This is a genomic window from Pedobacter sp. N36a (genome assembly GCF_014472395.1).
Taxonomy (GTDB): Bacteria; Bacteroidota; Bacteroidia; order Sphingobacteriales; family Sphingobacteriaceae; genus Pedobacter.
The window spans coordinates 171,906-195,053 of record NZ_JACSZW010000004.1; the positions used below are offsets into that span (position 1 = coordinate 171,906).

7 protein-coding genes are annotated in these 23,148 nt (G+C 42.7%); 1 reads left to right on the forward strand and 6 read right to left on the reverse strand.

Annotated features, from left to right (window positions below; all coding sequences use genetic code 11):
- Nucleotides 1-16: 16 nt before the first annotated feature.
- The 4 genes from H9X96_RS09655 to H9X96_RS09670 all read right to left on the reverse strand — a co-directional run bounded on the left by H9X96_RS09655 (nt 17) and on the right by H9X96_RS09670 (nt 17,684).
- Nucleotides 17-3,544, reverse strand: a complete 3,528-nt coding sequence (locus tag H9X96_RS09655; protein WP_187666086.1) for a gliding motility-associated C-terminal domain-containing protein — start codon at nt 3,542-3,544, stop codon at nt 17-19.
- A gap of 159 nt (nt 3,545-3,703) precedes the next feature.
- Nucleotides 3,704-5,713 carry an OmpA family protein gene (locus H9X96_RS09660; protein WP_255431071.1) on the reverse strand — a complete coding sequence of 670 codons (2,010 nt, stop codon included), beginning with the start codon at nt 5,711-5,713 and terminating at the stop codon, nt 3,704-3,706.
- An 11-nt stretch (nt 5,714-5,724) separates the two neighbouring features.
- On the reverse strand, nt 5,725-6,720 hold the full coding sequence (locus H9X96_RS09665; RefSeq protein WP_187666087.1) for a PorP/SprF family type IX secretion system membrane protein: 996 nt from the start codon (nt 6,718-6,720) through the stop codon (nt 5,725-5,727).
- Between the two features lie 17 nt (nt 6,721-6,737).
- The gene (locus H9X96_RS09670; protein WP_187666088.1) at nt 6,738-17,684 is read right to left on the reverse strand and encodes a gliding motility-associated C-terminal domain-containing protein; all 10,947 of its coding nucleotides are present in this window, start codon (nt 17,682-17,684) and stop codon (nt 6,738-6,740) included.
- 330 nt (nt 17,685-18,014) lie between these two features.
- Between H9X96_RS09670 and H9X96_RS09675 the strand changes: the two genes are divergently transcribed.
- Entirely contained in the window at nt 18,015-20,510 is a 2,496-nt protein-coding gene (locus tag H9X96_RS09675) for a hypothetical protein (RefSeq protein ID WP_370576728.1), read from the forward strand.
- A 66-nt stretch (nt 20,511-20,576) separates the two neighbouring features.
- On the opposite strand, the gene H9X96_RS09680 is transcribed toward H9X96_RS09675, so the two are convergent.
- Both H9X96_RS09680 and rfbA read right to left on the reverse strand, forming a co-directional pair.
- The gene (locus H9X96_RS09680) at nt 20,577-21,350 is read right to left on the reverse strand and encodes a LuxR C-terminal-related transcriptional regulator (RefSeq protein ID WP_187666090.1); all 774 of its coding nucleotides are present in this window, start codon (nt 21,348-21,350) and stop codon (nt 20,577-20,579) included.
- A gap of 933 nt (nt 21,351-22,283) precedes the next feature.
- A complete protein-coding gene (gene rfbA / locus H9X96_RS09685) occupies nt 22,284-23,144 on the reverse strand; it encodes a glucose-1-phosphate thymidylyltransferase RfbA (protein WP_187666091.1) in 861 nt (286 codons plus the stop codon).
- Between the last annotated feature and the right edge of the window lie 4 nt (nt 23,145-23,148).

Below are 23,148 nucleotides of genomic sequence, written 5' to 3' on the forward strand. Positions count from 1 at the left end.
ATTAACCCGGTATTTTTTAACGTAGTAATGTTAAACTGCCACCCAAAGGTTTGCAATCTGCACGAAGGTCGATCACATAATAATATACACCGGCAGGCAGGTCTTTTCCTCTGAATCTGCCATCAAAAGGTTTGGTGTATTGTCCAAGTGATTCGTAGACCAGCTGTCCGCTTCTGGTGTAGAGCTTGATATCGATATTTATCTTTTCCGGCAATCCGGTGATCAGCCAGAAATCATTCATCCCATCTCCATTAGGGGTCATGGTGTTCTTGATGTCCAGGTTATCGTTGGTCACTTCCACATTCACTTTTGTGAACTCAGAAACGCAGCTTCCCAGCTTACGGCGCAGAAAGTAATCTGCCGTTTTTGAGGCTTTGAAAATGAATCGCCCGTTGGTAGATTCCATGATCGGCATGGTATCATCTTCCTTCTGGAAAAGCTGGTAGGTACCTTCTTCAGGCGCAATAACCGAAAGCATAATTTCTGTGGCATAACACACCCGCAAGTCGTTCATGACTGGTGTTGGAATAATAAAGGCTGGATTAGCAACGGTATAAACTTCGCTGATGGCCAATCCGCAGCTGGTCTGGTCTTTTACCGTCAGTTTATATTTTCCTTCCGGCACGCCAATCAGATCTTGTGTAGATTGCACCAATGCGCCAGCCTCATTGGTCCAGCTGAAAGTATAAGGTGCAATCCCGCCATTGATACGGATGCCTTTAACCGCACCGCGTAATAAAGTACAACCATCATCTGTGACCACTCCGCTGGATGGCTCGATGACCAATAAAGGAACCAGTACGATTTCATAAGGACCTAAGATCATTTCGCAGCCATTCACGTCATAAGCGAATAGACTATAAGTTCCAGGCTCCAGGTCTTTCAATTCCCGGATGGTTCCAGACCTGTCTACACCCGCAATGTCTTTCCATTTGTAACTTACCGGAAGCGGCGAACTGGTCTGGTAATTCAGTGTGATTTTCCCATTGTTTAATCCGCAGGTTGCCGGACTAATATTCACTGTAAACTGGTATTGTGTAGGCACAATAGCCGTCACGTTGAAAAACTGCTCTTTTGTACAGGTGGCATTGCTCAAACTGGCTACCAGGCGGTAGCGGCCTACTTTAAGATTTTCTAAAATTGGAAGGGTGGTTCCAGATGTATAACCTAGCACTTTACCACCTATAGGGTTTCCTGCCGGATCAAACCATTCGTATTGGTCGGCATTGTAAATCACCACCTGGTTAATGGTTCCATTATCGCGATTACAGGTGGTATTTTTAATGACTCCTTCCGTGATGGAAAGTGTATTTCTGATTTGGATCTCAAAAAACTTATTTATTGGTGAACACGCACCGGCATCCGTAATAACTAGCTGATACCTCCCGCCTTCCTGATCTGTTAAATCCAGGGTAGTGATCGATGTATTGATGTACCGATTGCTGATCGCATCAAATTTGTACCAGGCATAAGTTGGTGTACCTGTCGCATCATCAATAATTAATCCAGTGATCCCGCCATTACTCTGACCGCAGCTGGCGTCTGTAAAGGTGGCATTCCTGGTATTGACTACCGGCATCGGTTTTCTGGCAATACTGAACACAGCAGAAGTCTTTACACAGCCTGCTTCATCCCTTGCAATCACATAATAACTGCCTTGCTCAAATGTCTTTTGTCTGCCGAAACCTAATGATACACCTGCGTTGTTAAACCATTCATAAGTGACCACTCCTTTTCCACGATCCGCATTTGCGCTAAAGGTAAAATTCGTTTGCCCGCAGTCAGGTGGAGGAACGGTAATGATTGCTTCTCCTAGTTTCTGATCTTTAATTTCATAAAGCGGGGCATGTTTGATCACTTTACAGCCATCATTTATTTCCAATTCGTAAAAGCCTTCTTCCAGGTTCAGAATTTCCTGTGTATTGCCAATTGGAACACGTGAAGCGTCCGGTAAAATTTTGTACCATTGAAAAGTAATCCCGACCCTTGGTTCCAGTACTTTAATCGAGCCATTTCCCAGACAAGTGACTGGCTCTTCTATTGCTTCATTTGGCAGTAAATCTCCGTTAGCAAATGGCGAAGTTGTGGCATTTAACAAACTGGCCGTAGCGGTCACATTCCTGTTAGCTGGCACAGGTGATTGCCACCTGCCGTCTGTCCCTGAACGTACCGTTGCAAAGTATTCTTTCCCTTCACAATTCGGACAGTTGTCTGTGTAGAAAAGTTCTATTTCAGCATTTGGCGTTGCTTTTCCAGACACAGAACCTGGTTCTTTTTTTAAGAGCTGAATATAAGGCTGGAGGATGTTTCTGGTGGGCATGATACCCCCGATCACATTACAGAAAAAACTGTTTCTGGTAATTTTTACGGGTCTGTTGGAGACGGATTCAAAGCCGTAATCATTGTAGGCAATAAGGTTATCTTCTCCGGGATCACCGCCGCCAAGTGTACCTTCGCCCATACTCTCGACTCTTACCCCGGTACCATTTTTTAGATTTTCAGTTCCTGCGGTTCCTGTTCCGATTCTATTTCCGGTAATGATAAAGGAAGCATTGGTGATGGAGATCCCAACGGTTCTATTACCCGAAACCACATTTTTCCGCATGGTCAGATTTGAAGCTGTTGCATTCACCTTTACCCCTGCAAGTTCCAATGTGGAAGAAGAAAGAAATAAAGCCAGGCGGGAAAAGTCGACCGTCCCGGTATAATCAGTTCCTATTTTATTGTTCACAAGGTTAATTTCAAACCGGTTCGCAGTATTGAATTGATTGACCCTATTGATGACTACGTTGAACTGATTCGCAGAGATGACGTTTCCTTCATTGGCATTGTCGCCCCCGACGTTGATCGAACTTTCATCCAGGTTTCCGAGTATCCCCGTTATATTCGTTTTTGCGGTAACTCCATCATAATGAATACCTATTAAATTAGACTGAATGATGATCGGGCTAACTGGGGTACTGTTATAATAATAGTTGCTCTGCAAAGAAATCCCATTGATGTTCCCACTGATTACATTTCCTTTTCCGGGGGCACCAATTTTGATATTTCCCGCTCTGTAATTGACTACAATTCCTGAACCCTGTCCTTGATTGACATTCCTTAAATCGGTAATTTTTGCAAAGTCTTTCAGGTATAAGCCATAAATCTCTACGTCAGTTACAGGGGCAAAATTGGTGTAATTGTTACCGATGGTCAAACCTGAAAAGGTAGTTCCAGGTACCTCTGGCTCCAGGATTATTTTAGCTCCAGAAACCCCTAATGGTACCCAGCTCTGGGTACTCCCATCGATGACCACATTGGAAGGAATTACTGGCAATGCTGTTTTTAATCGGATGGTACGCGCACCGTCATTGGCTGGTGTTCCAGGGATGTTAAACTGGATGATATATGGCACCGTTCTATCTGTAGGAATCCCCAGCATAGCTTGTCTTAATGACCCCGGTCCGGCATCCAGAATATTAGTTACCTGAACAGTTTGGGCATTAGCCAGCGCGAAACAGAAGAGCAATAGCACCAGGACGGCATATTTTGAGTAGCGCATAGTTGAAAAATAAAGACCAATTTACAGTTTTAGAAGATACGTGGTAAATGTTTTTTCAACAAAGTGTTGATTATGAACTAAAAAGTAAAACCCCCGATGATAAATCCGGTTAAAACGGGCTTTATCAATCGGGGGCTAAACCGGGAATCTATGTTTATCTTAATCTTCTTTGTTATTAATGGCTTTAAATTCTGTGCGTCTGTTGAGTGCTCTTCCGGCAGGATTGTCTTTTTTATTTGGTAGGAAGTTCGGGGCAACCGGCATGGTTGAGCCATAGCCTTTGCTGATCATGCGGCTGGCGGGAATTCCTCTGCTGACCAGGTAATCCACACATGATTTGGCCCTTCTATTACTCAGGTCGAGGTTATAGGCCTGGGAACCTATCGTATCAGTATGGGCACTCAATTCAATTTCCACCAATGGATTATCAATCATCACATTGTACAGGACTTCCAGTTCCGCTTTAGAGGCCTCTGTCAGGTCGGCTTTATTAAACTCATAAAGCACATTATTTAAACGGATTGGTTTAGGGCCGTTCGGGATCAGACAAATTTCTTCAGTAATCAGGGTATCTTTCTGGGCAAGCTGATCATAGGTATAACGCAGCTTTTTACTGAAATATTTTGCTTTTTCTGCGGTGAGCTGCAACTGACGATTGGTATTCAGTTTAAAGTTATACTTCCCATCCGCCCCTGTGGTAAACTTAAATTCCTGCAGGGAATCGGACACCGTTACAATGACATTTTCCAGTGGTTTTTTGGTCTCACAATCGATGATCTGACCTCTTACATTCAGGAATTCACGCTTCAGGTAAAAGAGTTCCAGGCAGCATAGCGACTCCCTGTCGGAGCTGATATAACCTTCCACATCATCTCCATCTACGGGTGTAAAGTAAAGGTCGTCTTTAGAAGAATTGAAAGGGTAACCAAGATTACGTGGATCGGACCAGCTGTCGAAATCACCTTCACTTTCATAGAAATCAAAACCGCCCAGCCCTACTTTCCCATTACTGCTAAATAGTAATTTTTTCGTTTTCACATTGTAATATGGTGCTTCCTCATCACCGGCAGTATTGATGGTATTTCCCATATTAACGGCCTGACCAAGGGATCCGTCTGGACGAATCGCGCAATACCATAAATCATATTTTCCGAAACCACCCGGACGATCCGAAGAAAAGATCAGGTATTTTCCATTTCTGCTCACGAAGGGCTGCATGGCATTAAAGCCATTGATGTTTATATTTCCACCCAGTTCCACCGGATCAGACCATGCGGAACTTTCTGCGGAGGAGTTGCGGGTACTCTGGTAAATTTTTCTGGTGTCTTTGGCAGTCCATACGGTCATGAACATTGTTTTCCCATTTGGGAGAAAGGCCGGTGCTGCAATATCTTTTCCTTTCAGGGTACTTGGAACTTTGCTGATCGTGATCTTTTCTTTCAATGGGTTTCCGGCAGTTTCATAAATCGCATTAATATATGGGCTTTCTTTTCTGGTCACCTTTGCATTGCTTTTATCATCTGAAAGGACGATACTTTTACTTTTGGTATCCACAGGCCTGGAGGAAGTAAAGTATAAAATATTACCTCTCAATAAAGGCGCATAATTGGAGCCTTTCTGATTGATATCATTGTTTAACCTGGTTAGGCTATACAACCTGGGATGGCTCACTTCAAAGCGTGCAAACTGACAGGAAGCGATGCCTGTTTTTGCGCGTTCCTGATATTCATCCTGTTTTTTATACTTACTTTGAAAAGTCTGAAAAGCAGTAATGGCCTGATCATAATTCTGGTTCGCTCTTAAGGTTACGCCATACCAGAAGTACGCTAAATTGTATTTAGGATTACTGAAGCCAAGGGCAATTTCGTACCACTTTTCGGCATCTCTAAAGTTTTTGTACTGTCTTAAAGATTCTGCCAATTGATAGACACAGTATTCATAATCTTCTTTCTTCGGGTTATCTGGCTGAATCTTGCTAACAAAGCCATAAGGCACTACAAAGCCCGCGGAATCGGAGGAGATCTGTAATGCTTTTTTATAATATTCCGCAGCAGCATAATATTCTTTATTCTGATAATACACATCTGCAATCCTTTTACTATTGGTTACAAACTGAGCAGAAGCCATACTGGCCAGCAGCATAAAAACGAGTAATATTCTAAGTTTCATGATAGGTAGGGTTATAATCTTGGACAAAAGAAGTTAGGACCAATAATTCCTTTTCTTCTGGTAAAGGAGACCGACAGTTCCAATCCTCCCTGGCTTCGGGTGGCCTTATTCAGGCTTGAAGTATTGAAATCATAACTCAATCCAAATACCATATTTTTAATGTTCAGGCCGAAGAAGGCAATTGCGGCATCGTCTACCCTATAGTTGGTACCAAACATCAGGTCGGCTTCTGTATTTAACATCACCTTGGCATAGGCACCAAAAGAAGTTTCCCTTGCATTTCCTTGTCTCATGTATAACGCATTAGGCGTAATATCCAGCATATCGGTTACCCTTACCCTTGCTCCGCCATGTGCCGCATAACGGATGGGCATTTTGACCTCTGCTCCTAAGAACTTATCGTTAGGTCGGAGGATATGCGCTGCAGTAGCACCACCAAATACATTGACCGTCTGGTCTGGATTTCCATCAAAATACATCACCCCTACATTCACATCGGGAACGAGTGAGTTGGTGGCAGCATAGTTTTCATTGATACCAAAATTGGGGTCATAACCAGTTACCGGGTTAAATTGACTGCCCAATGTGATTTTAGAGGCATCAAAACTTTTGTTGAGGATTCCTGCCTGCACACCGAAGTTGATCATATTCAATCCGGTTTGTCCGAAATGAATCCGGTAAGCGGCCGACACCAGGGCGTTTAGGTAGTTATAGCCGATATCACCGGCACTCTGATTTAAGACCATGGCTCCGAAAGCTAGATTTTTAACGGGGGCCATATCAAATGACGCACCCCCGGTTAAAAACGAATTAGAAATCGTCCCCCACTGTTGCTTTGCGTTGATAGACACTCTATAATCTCCATCAGTTACCCCCGTTAGGGCTGGGTTTAGCCATAAGGGGTTGGCATAATACTGTGAGAAGTGCGGGTCTATCTGTGCGATAACCCTTCCTGTTCCCAAACTTAAAAACGCGCTTACTATAATAATTCTAATTAGGTTCTTCATTACAAATGTGTTTTTAATTATCTCAATAGGGTTATTGTTCCTTTTTTAGTTGTTTTAGTGCCGTCATTCAATTCGGCTTCAAACTGGTAGACATATACTCCATTCGGCTGTAACTGGCCTTTGTAAGTACCATCCCATCCATTCTGAATGTTGTTGGACTCGAAAAGGAACTGACCCCATTGGTTGTACACGCGCAGTCTCATTTTAGCAATTGTATTTCCGTAGACAAACAGGATATCATTTTTACCGTCATTATTTGGTGTGAATGTATTTGGTATAAAGACCTGGTTGCCGATTGGATTTTCGGCTTTTCCACTTAGAGCAGCGGCATCGCTCAGCTGACAAGCCAACTGCCCGGCTGCTCTTACCCTGATCATCACTTGCTGATCTGGTTTTAAGCCTTCGATGATGTGTGTGGTTCCGGTAGCTCCTGAGCTTGGTGTGATCCAGGTATTGCCATTATCAACAGACACTTCATAAGCTCTCGCTCCTGTCACTGCTGCCCATCCGAAAGTCACACTTGCTGCTGTGGCCGATTGTACTACGACTACCGGAGCGGTCAATTTAGGTAGGATGGTGACCACTACCGCGGTACGGCTGCTACTGATACATCCGGTAATGGTGTTTTTACTGCCTACATAATAAGTAGTGGTGGCTGCCAGCGCTCGCGTAGTAAAGCTGTTGCCTTCTGCCAGAGGAGCACCGCCAACTTCTGCACTGAACCATTGGTAAGTCAGGCCTGGATCAGGATTGCTCACTGTCAGTACACTTGTATTTCCACTGCAGAATGGATCGGTATTTCCCGACACCGATGCTGGTGCAGCTGGCAAGGCAACTGCAGTTACAGTTACTGCTGTTCTGCTGGTACTGGTACAAGTGGCTGTTGCTGCTTCCGCATAGAAAGTAGTGGTACTTAAGATTGGTCCTGTGTTAAAGTTAACACCGGTTCCCAATATTGATCCGGCAGCTGCAGTGCCGTACCAGTTATAGGTAACTCCGTTTGCAGGATTCGCTATTGTTAATACTGTTGATGTACCCGAGCAGGCATTTACTGCGGCCAATACTACGGAAGGTACATCTGGTTTCACATTGACATTTACGGTTACTTTAACTCTTCCGTTCACCAGACCACAACCTGAAGTATTGGTGGCCAGCAGGTAGAAATCTTTAGTAATTAATAATGCTCCTGTTGAGAACGATGGACCGCTGCCCAGTAAGGTACCTCCGGTTGCAGCGTCATACCATTCGTAATTGGTTCCTGTTTTTGGCGTTTGTACACTTAATGTTGCTGCATCCCCAGCACATACCCCGCCTCCTGCACTATTTACAATCACTGGCACTTCCGGCAATCCGTTTACAGTTACAGTAATCATCTTACCTGTACCAGGAAGGTTTTCACATTTATTGGCTCCTTTTATTGTCACATAATACGTGGTGGTGCTCGTAAATACCTTTTCTAATTCTGGGCCTGTAAAGACCGCGTTTGTTAAATTGATATCGGTATACCAGGTAAATACCGGGCTACTTACCGTGGTGCTCGATGCAATTAATTTCACCGATGTCCCTTCACAAACAGCGGTCTCTGCACCTGAAACGATCAGATCTGAAGCTGTTGCTGGTGGGTTTACAACCAGCGTTACAATTTTCGCATTGCCCATGGTGGTCTGACATCTGTTGGCACCTGCTACCGTTACATAATAAGTGATAGAAGTATTTACTATAGGTTCGAATACCGGACCGCTGAAGGCGATATCTGTTAGTTCAGGATTGCTGTACCAGGTAAATATCGGACTGTCTACATTGTCGCTGCTTGCTGTTAATAATGCTTTGGTACCGATACAGAATGGTGCGCTGTTACCTGCAATGTTAATGTCGGTGGCTACTGCTGGTGGGTTCAGCACTACAGTGACTACCTTTGCAGTTCCTCTTACATTTTCACATTTATTTGCACCGCTTACGGTTACGTAATAGGTAGTAGTAGCACTAAATACTGGTTCAAACACCGGACCGCTGAAAGCTACATCTGTCAGGTCGATATCATTGTACCAGGTAAACACCGGAGCAGTTACTGTAGTGCTACTCGCTTTTAAAGTTGCTTTAGATCCTTTACAGTAATTGGCATTGTTACCATCAATCACAATATCTACTGCTGTTGCAGGCGTATTCATGGTGATGGTTACTACTTTTGCATTTCCAATATTGTTTGGACATTTATTCGTTCCGCTCACTACTACATAATAGGTTGCATTTGCGGTTACTATTGGCTCGTATAACGAACCTCTGAATACTTCCTCTGTTAAACCTTCATTGGTATACCAAATGTATGTTGGGTTATCTACTCCAACACTGCTTGCTCTTAAGCTGGCTTTTGTACCTGCACAGAAAGGAGCATCTGCACCGGTTACGGTGATGTCGCTTGCAATTGCAGGCGTATTGACCGTGATCGCAACCGCTTTACCTGTTCCTGGAAGATTTGGACATTTATTGTCGCCGCTCACACTTACATAGAAGGTTGTGTTTACAGTAACTGTTGGTTCATATACTGGACCTCTGAAAACTTCAGTCGACAAGTTTGCATCACTACACCATACAAATGTAGGGTTACTGATCGTGCTTGATGCTTTCAGGCTCGCTTTCGCTCCTGCACAGAATGAAGCTTCATTTCCGATTACGGTAATGTCATTTGCAGTTGCAGGCGTATTCACTAGAATGCTCACTACTTTCGCACTTGTAGCATTACCTAAACATAGGTTATCTCCAAAAACAGTTACATAGAAGGTAGTACTCGCAGTAATGGTAGGTTCATACACCGCATTGCTGGATACTAATTGTGTCAATGCAACATCGGTATACCAGGCAAATTTGGGATTGATCACCGCAGCACTTGTGCTTGCTGTTAGTGTCGCTTTTGTACTGCCACAGAAAGGAAGATCAGCACCTGCTACTGTAATGTCTGCTGGTGTAGCAAAAGGATTTACGGTGATGGTGATTTTCGTTCTCGCCAATGTGCTCACACATGAGTTGCTATTGACTGCTTCCACAAAGAAATCATGAGGGCCAACGCTCAGGTTTGCCGCAGTAGTATAAGTACTGGTATTTGAAGCCAGCATATTTCCACCTGTTAAAGCATCATACCAGTTGTAAGTCACACCTGCTACTGCAGTTACTGCTAAGACAGCTGGTTGATTCGGACAAGTAGTTGTCGGATTTCCTGCCACAGCTACCGGTGCATTTGGTGCAGCCAGTATCGTTACCGTTACTTTAGTTTTTGCACTTTCGCAATTGTTGCGTGTAGCGGTTACATAATAATCGTAACTACCAACAGCGAGGTTATTTGCGGTTGTATAATCAGGACCTGTTGCAACTGCTGTTGCTGCGGTTCCGATATACCATTTATAAATATAAGCAGGATTAGGGTTTAGCACGCTCAGCACAGCACCAGTACCCACACAAGCTGAAGCTGTAGGACTAGATACTTTAGGTGCAATTTGTACGCGCCGTACATAGTTCAGATCAATGGTACTCAGCAGGGATGCCAGTCCAGATCTCAACCTCAATTCTACTGCATCAAATTGTTTTGATGGTACGAAAGAAAGGATTCCTTCGCTATTATTTGTTAACAGATCAAGTTTAACTATAGGATTACTCACCGTAATCATGTCGCCATTACTTACCAGGTTATTATAAGTGGTCAGTTCTACCGAAGAAAGCAAACCTACATCCAACAGTTTACCAGGAACGGTCACACGTACACGAACGGTATCGCCGATATTCGACAGACTGGTGAATCCAACAGTCTGATAAACTGAGGCTCCTAAAATACCCACTGGCATGACCAATGAAGAAGCGGTAGTTGCTGAATTGTCAACTGCATTCTCAGGATTAAACAGGCCTGCTAATACACCGACACCATCTACACCTCCAGTTACTTGAACGGAAGCATATTCGCAAGGTGCATCTACTGGAAGGCCAGCAGGCAGTACGGTAACTGTAGCTGTAGATCTGGCAAGAGAAACGCAGCCGCCTGGAATTTCTGCAGTGACATAATAGGTAGTCACAAGGTTACCAGGACCAGGATTTACTACTCCCGGAACTTGTAATACTGCACCGGTAAAGAATGGAACTGGTTCCACATTTGAAGTGTACCATTTAAATACTGCACCGGCAGTACTTGAGGTTGCCGTCAATATTGCAGGAGCACCAGAGCTTACCGTTACTGAAGCGGGTAGAAGTACTGGATTACTTAAGTTACCTACAGTGATCGAAGCAGTTGCTTTAGTGGCAGAAGTGATTCCGCAGGAGCTGATGAAAGCTTCTACAGCATATGAGGTATTGGCAGTTACATTCTGAATAGTAAAGGTAATTCCATCCTTACCTGCCTGAAGTACACCATTGCTATCGTACCACCTGTAAGTTACGCCAAGCAATGGGTCTTTTACAGAAAGTACCACATCGCTTCCTGAACAGGTTTCCACATTGGCATTCAGCAAGACTGGTATATCAGGAATTGGCGTTACCGTTACGGAAACTTTTGTTTTATAGCTGGCACAAGTTGCTGTATTCGCCGACACATAGAAAATCGTGTTTGCGGTTACTGTTGGGCTAAACGTAAGACCAGTAGAAAGTACCGTTGCACCTGTGGCATCATACCATATATAGGTTAGGATTGGGTTTGGATTCTGAACTGTTAAAGTAACAGCCTGGTTGGCACAAGCAGTTGGATTAGCAACCGTCAGGGTTGGCGCCAGCATCACTCTTTGTGCATAGTTTAAGTTCACACTCGACAATACACCCGCAAGACCAGAATTCAAGCGAACTTCTACCTGATCAAAAGGCGCTGTTGGCACGAAAGTAAGCAAGGCCTGCGTGTTGTTGCTCAATAACTGCAGGTTCACCAGCTGATTATTGATTTGAACGCCATCGTTATTACTGTTCGCTCCGTTATAGGTTCCAATTTGAATATTTGACAATAAACCAAGTGACAATAATTTACCTGGTGTATTTAATAAAACCTTAACGGTATCACCTACGGTGGAGATACTACCAAAATTAAGGCGCTGGTAAACTGAAGCTCCCAATGCTCCTACTGGCATTAGTAATGATGATCCGGTTTGGGTATCGTTATCAAATGCAAGTTCAGGATTGAATACCCCAGAAAGTAAGGCTACTCCGTCTACACCATGTGTTTCCGAAACTGCAGCCTGACAAGGCACTGGATTTGGATTACCTCCATTGTTTACCGTGATAGTGACTTGTACACGGCTAGAAGAAAGACAGCCCGTCAGGTCTGATTTTGCTTCCACAAAATAAGTGGTATTCACCAATAGCGGCGGCGTTACAAAGGTAGAACCGGTATATACCGGAGTTGTTGAAGCTACGTCTGTAAACCAGTTATAGGTCACATCCGGCGTGATCGGACTGATGTTTAAAATCACCGTTTGTCCGGCATTTACCGTAGTTGCAGAAGCAGTCACCTGTGGTAACGCGACCATTGGGTTCACCGTTACCGGTACCGCAGTACGGGTAGACACGCCGCATCCTAGACTGGCAGCTTCTACATAATAAGTAGTATTGGCTAGTAAAGCAGGTGTTACAAATGTTACACCTGTGAATACAGCAGTGCCTCCTGCTGCTAAAGTGTACCAGTTGTAATTTAATCCTGGTGTTGCATTATTTACGCTCAGGCTCGCAGTACTACCGTAGCAAACTGCTGGTACGCTGGCCAATACTGGTGCTGAAGGTGCAGGTGTAATGGTTACTGTAACTGGTACACGCTCTGTATTGGCACAATTATTTTTACCGACTTCTATATAATAGGTTGTGGTTGCATTTAAAACCGGAGTAGTAAAGCTAGGTCCTGTTGCCAATACAGTACCGCTGTTTGCGGTAGCATACCATTTTAAGGCAGTCCCTCCATTTGCTGTTGCAGTTAAAGTAGTGGTGTTACCCGCACAGGTTGTCTGACCTGTACTGGCTATTGTTGGGTTTGGATAGATCACGGTGGCACCATACACATTAAGCGTACTTAATGCAGAAACCAATGCACCGAAACGAATCTCTACCCTATCATAAACACCAGTTGCTGCAAATGTAGCGGTCAGCCTTGATGGGCTTAACAGAGAAAGGTGGATGAGCGTAGAATTTAAAGGATAGCTTTTCACTGGTGTGGTTCCGTTGAAAACGGTCACAGTTACACCACTCAGCACACCTAAATCAGTGAGTCCCACAGGGAAGCCAAGATCCAGACGGATACTGTCTGTTGCCACTCCAGGATTCGCAAAGATTAAGCGCTGGTAACCAGTTGCACCTACACCAACCGTTAAACGAATAGAAGTGAATGTGGCTGGGTCTGCATCTGTAGAAGCACCTGCGTCGGTAATACCGCACAATAAACAAACTCCATCAATTACAGTCTGTTGCCCCGTTGCCGCGTTACAATTGGTGTTGGTAGGCAGGCCTGTTACAGTAACAGTTACCGGAACTCTGGTGGCGCTTACACAGCTAACAGCATTTTGAGTTTCAATATAATAAGTGGTGGTGGTATTTAATACTGGTGTAGTAAAGCTATTGCCTGTGGCTAATGCCGTACCGCCAGTTGAATTGCTGAACCAGCTGACGGTATTTCCTGCATCTGCAGTAGCTTGCAAGGTAGCTGTTTGTCCGGCACTGATGATTTGGTTTACGGTAACTACAGCTAAAGTTGCTGCAGGTCTTACCGTTACGGCAACCGGTATACGGTTACTTACTGCGGTACCAGAAACTGCTTCTACATAATAAGTAGCGTTGGCTGTTAACGCTGGTGTCGTAAAGGAGTTACCTGTAAAGATGGAAGTACTTCCTGTTGCAGCGTACCAGTTATAGGTTACGCCTGGAATTAAATTAGTTACACTCAGTGTAGCTGTTGATCCAAAACAGGTGCTGGCAGCAGCCACTGCAGGATCGCCTACTTTTACCTTAATCACAAAATCTGTGGTGGTAGTATTGCCAGAGGCATCCTTGGCGGTGATCTGGAATGTAAATGTTCCACCAATTGCTGGAGTTCCCGACAAGGTATTTGTTGCTGGATCGAAATTCAACCCATTAGGCACATTTGCCGAAGTATAGGTATAAGGTCCTGTTCCGCCAGTTACTGAAGGCAGTACTACAGGTAGATAAGCCGTACCTACTGTACCATCAGCCAATGCTGCAGATGGCAGAGATAAAGCACCGATAATCCTTAAAGCATAAGTATTGCTTGCCGTAGTTCCTACCTGATCTCTTACCGTTACGATGATGCTGTAAGCACCAGATTGTGCAGGTGTTCCTGAAATCACCCTTGTGCCTGAATCGAAAGTCAGGTTTAAAGGTAAGTTAGCGATAGTATAGGTATAAGGTGATGTTCCACCGATCGCAGATGGGATAGTTTGAGGGGTATAAAGTATAGCTACATTACCATCTGCCAAAGTACCTGGAGGAAGTACCAATGCAGGGCCGATCGTTAGCGGATAAGTATTACTTACCGTTTTTCCTTCGAAATCGGTTGCAGTAACCTGCATCGTGTATGGACCTGCAGTTGTAGGGATTCCGGAAATTTCACGGGTACTGGTATTGAATGTTAATCCTGGAGGCGTTCCTACAGCCGCATAAGTATAAGGTGAAGTTCCACCGATAGCAGCCGGAATGGTTTGCGCTGGATAATTGACACCCACTGTACCATTGGCCAATGTTGCCGGAGGCAATACCAGCAGGTCTTTCACGACCAGGGTATAGTTTTGGCTGATGCTATTTCCATTGGCATCTGTGGCCGTCACTTTCACCGTATAAGTACCGGCAAGTGTTGGGGTACCTGAAATGCCAGGGTTGGTATTGTCATTATTGAAAGTTACTCCCGGAGGCGTGCCGGTTACCACATAAGTATATGGACCTGTTCCACCAGTAACTACCGGCAGCGGTTGGTTTGGATAAATTACGCTGACAATTCCATTAAGCAGCGTTGCTGCCGGGAGCGCTAGAGCCGGAGTTAGTTTTAAAGTATAAGCTGCATTTGCCACACATCCTTTGCTATCTTTCGCAATCGCGGAGAAAGCAAAATCAGCTGGAGCTGAGGATACCGATGGTATTCCCGAAATCACCCCTGTACTGGACAAGCTCATTCCATTTGGCAGTGTACTACCTGGAGCCAGTGCATAAGTAAAGGCTGGTGTTCCACCAGTGGCTGCATTCAATTGTTTAGTATAAGAAGAACCTATGGTTGCATTGTTTAAAGTAGTCGCTGCAAATACGATTGCCGGATTCACCGTTACAATAACCGGTACTCGGTTTGTGTTGACACAGCCGCCCCTGGCTACTTCCACATAATAAGTAGTGGTAGTGGTTAAGTTTTCTGGTGAATAAGTATTCCCAATAGCCAGTGCTGTTCCTCCTGTGGAGTTTGCATACCAGCTCAGTGTAGTACCAGTTACAGGTGTTGCCGTTAAGTTTGTTCCCGTTCCTGAACAAACTGTTGTTCCGGCGCTGATCACTGGATTAGGATAGATCACTTCTGCTCCGTACACATTCAGTGTAGTAAGTGCTTGTGCCACTCCGGAAAGTCTCAGCTCTACCCTATCATAAACTCCTCCTGCAGGTACCGTCACTTTAACGGTCTGACCATCGGGCAATAACTGCAGGTGTATCAGTCTAGAGTTCAGCTGATAAGAACTTACAACGGTATTGCCATTCATGATATTCACTGTAATTCCTCCAAGCAAGGAAACATCTGCCAGTCCGCCTGGAACTGCAAGCGTTAAGCGGATGCTATCTGTCGCAATACCTGCAGCTGGAAAAATCAGGCGCTGATACGCTGCGGCAAGCAAACTTACCGGAGCATGTATTGAGCTGAAATTGGTTGAAATATTGTCGACTGCAAACGTTGGATCAACTATCGCGCATCCCACACAAAGTAATCCTTCCACGCCATTGGTTTGTGCATTTGCTGTTTTACAGTTCAATCCTGTTCCTACCGGAGCGATCGTAACCGATATGGCTACACGATTTACACTTGGGCAGCCACCGGCGCCGATGGTTCCGGCATAGTAGGTGATTGGAGCGCTGAGTGCTGGAGTACTGAAAGTATTTCCTGTTGCGATGGCTGCTCCCCCTGTTGAGGACGTATACCAGCTGATCGTGCTGCCTGCAGTAGTTGGGATCGCGTTTAAGTTTACGGTTTGGCCGCTGCTAATGATCACATTGTTAGTGATCACCTGCGCATCTGCAGGGATTGCATTTACAGTAAGGGTAATTGGCGTTCGGGGTGCAATTAGACAGCTGCCATTTGCCCCTTCCACATAGAAAGTTGTATTTGCCAATAAGGGGCCGGTGGCATAAGTGGCTCCTGAAAATACTGGAACCCCACCTGAATTGGCCGTATACCAATTGTAAGTCACCCCAGCTTCGGCATTCGCTACCGTAAAAATTCCAGGCAATCCTGAACATATGGGATTTGCCGTTACTATCGGTAAAACCGGAATGGCGGTTAAGGTAACCGTTGCGCTATCGAGGTCTGACTCTACCGTACATCCGGTGTTTAGTGCAGATACATAGTACGTGTAAGTACCAGGGTTAGTTAATTGTTCTGTAAAAGTTCCATTTGTGCTCGTTCCGCGCGAGACTTTTGAAGATCCACTTTTACGATACCAGGTATAGGTATTACCATTTGCTGGCGTAGTTATCGCTAAATTCACTGTATTTCCGCAGACACCTGCCAAGGCACCATTAGTTACACCGGCTAAAGATGGTCTTGGAACCGTTACTTCTACTTCATGAATATTAAGTCCGCCGCCTACAATGTTTGCGCCTAGTGCAACTACATTACCCATAATCACCTGGATGCGATCAAAGGATCCTCCGGGGGTAAAATAAACGGGAATAGGTTTTGAGTTTGCAAAAAGTCCTAATAAGTCCAGACCTCCAAGAAGAGAGCTGGCAGTGACCTGAGCGCCAACGGGCGTATTTCCATTATAGGCCTGGAATTGGATACCATTGAATAAATTTACTGTCAATAAGCTTGGTGGAACAGAGAGCCAGATTTTAGCTACTGCATTCGCATCAGAAGATTGATTAAAATATATGGATTGGGCACTTGCTGACGCAACACCAACCAAACCCGCCCTAAGTATAGAAAAAGTCGTGGTATTATTATCTGCAGCAAGTGCAGGATTGGTTACTAATGAAGATAAGGTTACATTTACTCCTATTGATTCGCCAATACTTGCCAGCACCGCGGTTGAACAATTTCCTTCAGCTGAGGGTAAAATGGTAAAGGCTTCATACACATTCATACTCAGTGTTGAGGCTAAAGAAAGGTTGAGTAATTTCGACTTCAGACTTAATTTGATGCGTACAGAGTTGTAAGCGGAAGAAGAAGTTACTGCAAAATAAGTAAAACCATTAGCATCCTGAACCACTCCAGCCTGAAGATTAGCATCCGTTACAAGCGTTCCAACCGAGCCAGCATTGGCATCTTTATAAGCTTCAAATTTTACCAGGTTATTTTTAATCAAACCTGTCAGATTCCCTACAATTTGGAGTAAATCAAGATGAACCCCCTTAGTAATGGTAGGTACGCCAAAACGGATATATGTTGTTTTTCCTGCTGCTACCGGCTGCGGGAATTTCAATTGCAGCCAGGATTCCCCATTAGCACCCAGCAAACCAAAGACGGAGATAAAATTAGCATTCATGGTGGCGAATGTCCCGGTACCTCCTATTGCGGCATTTCCAGGGTCGTCGACGGAGCCTCCTCCTGCATCAACTTCAGCATTCCCCTCCCCTGTTAAAAGTACGGGATAGGTAAATGCTCCGGTCGAAGGTGTTACCGTTGCATAATTTTTTACCTGTGCATACGTTTTAGAATTATTTAGCGTTAGAAAGATACAACTTATAAGAATAAATTTTATTACCTTTAAGTTTCTAAGCTTTCCCGAGTGGGCAGATGTAGATTTCATAGGAGCGGTATTGGAACGATTAGTTTTTACTTTGGTGCAATTCTAATCATACGCCCGCTCGTTAAACCTGTTCGAATTGTTCATTTAAGCAAAGCAAAATGATTTTCTTGTTCATTTTGTTCATTTTGTTGCGGGCAATTTTTCTCCACATGTGTGAAAACGCGTATAAAAACCTAATCGCCAGGTATTTATACGACACTCTTGTTATTTATTCAGCTTTTACTTGATTTACACCTGTTCATTATTGTATTGAAAGCATTATATTCGTTTAGTTTAAGAAATTAATGCTCACTCAGACTACATATGGAGGATATATTTACCCTAAATGAAGTGAAGAGTCTCATCCTATTAAAAACAGGAATTCGAACCATCACTCCTGCTGATTGTAAAAGGATCTCCATTGAAATCAGCAAAACGCTCAATAAAAACGTCAGCGAAACGACGATCAAAAGGTTGTTTGGTTTTGCGGTTGTAAAACACAATTTTTCTAAGTTCACGCTGACGACACTTTCTGAGTATGTAAATAAGGAGGATCCACAAACTTGGATCAACGCACTTCCATCCAACACACAAGCTCCGATAAACAGCTGGACTGATGTTCGGATGAATGCTAAAAAAGTAACGAATTTCACGTTAAAAGGCATCAAAAATAGATCTGGCATTCCCTATGAGATGACCATCAGCAGAAAATTTGCTGAACATGACTTTGATGATTTTTTGAAAAGTGATTATAGTTATACTTGCTTCATTTCACAGCCAGGTTATGGAAGAACGATTTTATTAAGCCATTTAGCAGAAAAATTCTTCCATGGAGAAATGGCAGTTCATTTAGATTCCACAGTATTATTTCTCTCCGCCAATAATATTTTCAACTCCGATCAACACAACATTAGCTTTGAGGATCTGCTAAAAATACAATTGGGCATCTCCAATCACGAAAGTCTGCTGGATCTCGTCAGAGAAAATCATAAAAACACGGGTAGAAAGTTTGTGGTCATTATTGATGGCTTTTCGGAAGTGATGGTCAAAAGGGATCTAAAAAAGCAGATGTTTGAAAACATCATCAGCTTCATTTGCAGTATTGAGCACAATGATGCTATAAAACTGGTCATGAGCATGCGTTCTACCACCTGGACGAGATTCTATGATTGCATCAGACATTCTGCATTTTTAAGGTCTAAATGGTTTACAGGAAATTACTTCAATCACAATGAGGTTTCCAATGTTCCTGCCTTAACAGGTAAGGAAATAGATCGGATTATTGAGAAGATCAACTGTTCTGATGTTCATGAACTAAATCCAAAACTCAAATCTCAATTAAAATTTCCATTATATATCCAGCTTTATTATCAGCTGAAGGAAGAAAACCCTTACTTTAACTATTCGAGCAGCATTACCTTTCATGAACTGATTTCGAGGTTCATTCAAGAAAAAATATATAAATCCAATTACTATACGGAAAAGATTTTATTCTTAAAAAAAGTAGTTCAGCTTACTGAGTATGGTAAGAAAGCTAATTCAGTACCGAAAGACCTGCTAATTTCAGAATTATCAGCCTTTAAAAATGCATATATGGAACTGGTTTCCGAAGGTATTTTGGTGGAGGAAAAGAGCCAGGATGATTACCAGCCAAGGGAATACGTCCGTTTTATTTACCCGCATCTCTTCGAATATTTTCTATTTATTGAACTGCTGGAAAAGTTCCATCTGCAAGTGAACTGGACTTTCTTTGAATTTATACAGCGTAATTACGAAAGCAATAATGTGAGGTTCCACCTGATACAATGGACCATTCGTTTTATCATCCGAATTGGTGATTTTGGGGCATTGGCACACGTGTTCGATCTGGAAATCAACTATTTTGAACGCAATTACCTCATTTTATTCATTGCAGAGAACATAAGGTTCCGCGCCCGTTACAGTCCAGATACGTTTAAACTGCTTACCGAGCATAAATTACATGACATTCTTATCAAACAGCTAATCAATTTTGATTTCGTGGACTCCTGTTATAAAGAAGCAGTCAATGTATTGGCAGATGTAGCCGATACCGATGAGAACAGGGCCATTTACCAAAGTATCCTGGCTATTTTTGACGTGATGAGCATGGATCAGGACTGCATCGCCATCAGGCTAACCAAAATTGCAGCTATGGATCTAAGCAACTGGCATATAAGCCCTTATGAAGTTTACTGGTTGATCTATTTGAAGCTCAGCAACCGCGTAGATACCAGCCACCCACTGATTCAGGATCTAGAAAAATTCAACTATCCATTTCTGGAAAACAAGGCTTCATTGGATACCAGACAGGGCATCTCCTACTTACTTCTAATTCTGCTCAATACCTTTTATGGAACAGATAAAGGTACATTGGAAATTATACAGGCCATCAGAAAACAGCAGCCCAGAATTTTTTCCAAAAGGTCTGCTTTCCCCGTATTGATCATGAATATTTTTGCACTGGCAAATTCCAAAATTCAGCCAGGAAAAAAAACAGATCAGCTGGAACGTATTTTATTAAAGATCCATCACAACGGAACGAGGTTCAAGCTAACCGAATATTCAGAATGTATGTTCAGAATGGTACAGGCCAATCAGCTCAGGCTGCGTGGAGAATTTGTAAAGGCTTATGAATATTGCAATGAAAGTCTGCAAATTTTCAAAAGAAATGAGCTCAACCTCAATTGTATTATGGTCTATGATCTCATGATTGCCATATTTCAGGATCTACATGATACGATTAAGGTAAATGAGTATAAATATGAAAGGCTATGTTTTATGGAGGAAAGAAAGATCCCTCATTGCTTACTGGTGACCGTCGGGTAAATTCCTTTTAACAAAAACAGCCTGTATTTAAATAAAATACAGGCTGTTTTTGTGATTAGATTCGGGTTAGATTAACCCTTCTCTCACACATAAACTGATCAGTTCGGAACTGGTTTTGACTCCAGACTTCCTAATGATATTTTTACGGTGCGAATGCACGGTATGCAAGGAGATGAATAAGCTATCCGCAATCTCTTCACTTTTATAGCCCAATGCAATCAGTTTGATAATTTCCATTTCTCTTTTGCTAAACTGCAAATTTAAGGGCTGACTTTCCGGATCACGGCTGACATTTACCGGCCAAACTTTCTTGGTTCCTTTTGTGTCTACCAGCGATGGGATATAATTATTTACTGAAGTGATGTGGTTCACATTGGTATGAATATGCAATACCTGATTGATTCGTCCAGAATCATCTTTTGAAAGGTAAACAGATTCATTGTGAAACAATTCATAACTGCCATCTGCCAGTTTGAAGCGAAAACAATAAGAGGTTTTATAATAACTTTTAATGCTTTCTTTGTTCATTTGATCCAGCATAAATCGAACACTAGCAGATTCCGTTTGAGCTACATAGTTGACATCCTCGGGATGAATGCGTCCTAAAATATCTTCTACAGTGGCAGATGTAGGATCAAGGCCCAAAACATCTGCAATACCCGGGTCTATATACTTGATTTTTTTATCGCAAAAATCAACTAAATAGTAGAAGTTCCCCGAGCTAAGAAATGAGGGTAAAAACTGATCTAAATTCACTTCAGGCAGGGCTATAGTCGAACGTGTGTAAAAGTCACTATACCTGTTCCAGGTATCGTATATGACGTTGTTATTAGATTCCATAAGGTTAATTAAATAGATTAAAAAGATAAAAAACGGGTTCTTTATCTTTTGTAAAAGTGTAAACTACGGAGCGCTGGGAGGTTAAAATGATACTCACCCCAGGCTACTACCAGATACAATTATTCATTAACAAATTGACGTCTAAAGATTGCTCATCATAGCGTTGACTGGTTTCGCTTACGACTCGTAAAGCGAAAGAATTAAGATAATAATTTAACATTGTAAATAGGGATTAGATTAATAATTATGGATTGATTAGATTCATATTTAAAAGTGTGTAACTAGTTGTTATACTAAAGCGCATCATCTTTTCTCAAATCAAAAACCATCATTTTCGACTGATTTATGCGAATTTCGACCTGCTCCATCAGAAGGTATCAATAAAGTGACAATTGAAAAACGATACAAATGGGAGATTATTGCTTAGAATGAACAGCAATATAGATTTGAACAAACATAAACTAAAGATGAGCATCAGCATAAAAAAAACTAGTTAATTTAATTTTAAAGAAATTCAAATGATTCACAACATTTAGGAATTAAAAATTCCCCAAATGATTGAACTTCTAAAGACCATTTAACCGCAAAAATTAATCCAAGTAATGAAAAAAAACATCCCTATAACTAGTGATTTTATTGAAGAAGGACTCAACAAATGGAATTCACTTAGTTAAAAGGATGCTTTTCTACTTAATTATTAAAAATTTGGCGCAATAGATCTGTCCAAATATAGCACTTGTTTGAAATAACAGATTATAAAGACCAAAAGTTGTATCAAATACCCACAAAACTGTCACAGAATCCGGGAATTAGCACATAAACATCAGATATCCCTAATTATAAAAAGTCATTAGAGAAAATATGAATAAAAATATTATAAACTATGCTGAAAAAAAAGGAAACAAAAGAGTTAAAAAAATACACAAAACTGCTCTATTTAATCATTTTCAACAAGTAGGCGCCATAACCGCTTTTTACCAAAGGTGCAGCAATTTTAGACAGCTGTACCTGATCAATGAAGTTCATCCGGTAAGCCACCTCTTCAATACATCCGATCTTTAACCCCTGTCGTTCCTCAATTACCTGGACAAACTGACCTGCCTGCATTAAGGAGGCAAAAGTTCCCGTATCTAACCAGGCTGTTCCCCTGCTCAATACCCCTACTTTAAGTTTCCCTTGCTCCAGATAGACCTTATTGACGTCTGTAATTTCATACTCCCCTCTTGGAGAAGGCTTGATGTTTCGGGCAATTTCAACCACAGAATTGTCGTAGAAATACAGGCCTGGAACGGCATAATCCGACTTAGGAACAACTGGTTTCTCTTCAATAGAAACAGCTTTATTGTTCGCATCGAATTCAACAACCCCGTAACGTTCAGGATCTGACACGGGATATGCAAAGACCACCCCACCCTCAGGATCAGCGCTGCTTTGCAATAACCTGGCCATTCCATCCCCATAGAATATGTTATCTCCTAATACCAATGCTACTTTGTCTTTTCCGATAAAATCGGCACCAATCACGAAAGCCTGTGCCAAACCATTCGGCTCCTGCTGTACAGCATAAGAAAACTTACAGCCCAGCTGACTGCCATCACCCAGCAATTTCTCAAAATTGGGAAGGTCATGAGGTGTGGATATAATTAGGATCTCGTTAATGCCTGCCAGCATTAAAGTAGACAGTGGATAGTAAATCATCGGTTTATCATAAACCGGCATCATTTGCTTACTCATCACCAGGGTTAAGGGATGCAAACGCGTACCGCTCCCCCCGGCAAGTATAATTCCTTTCATGTAT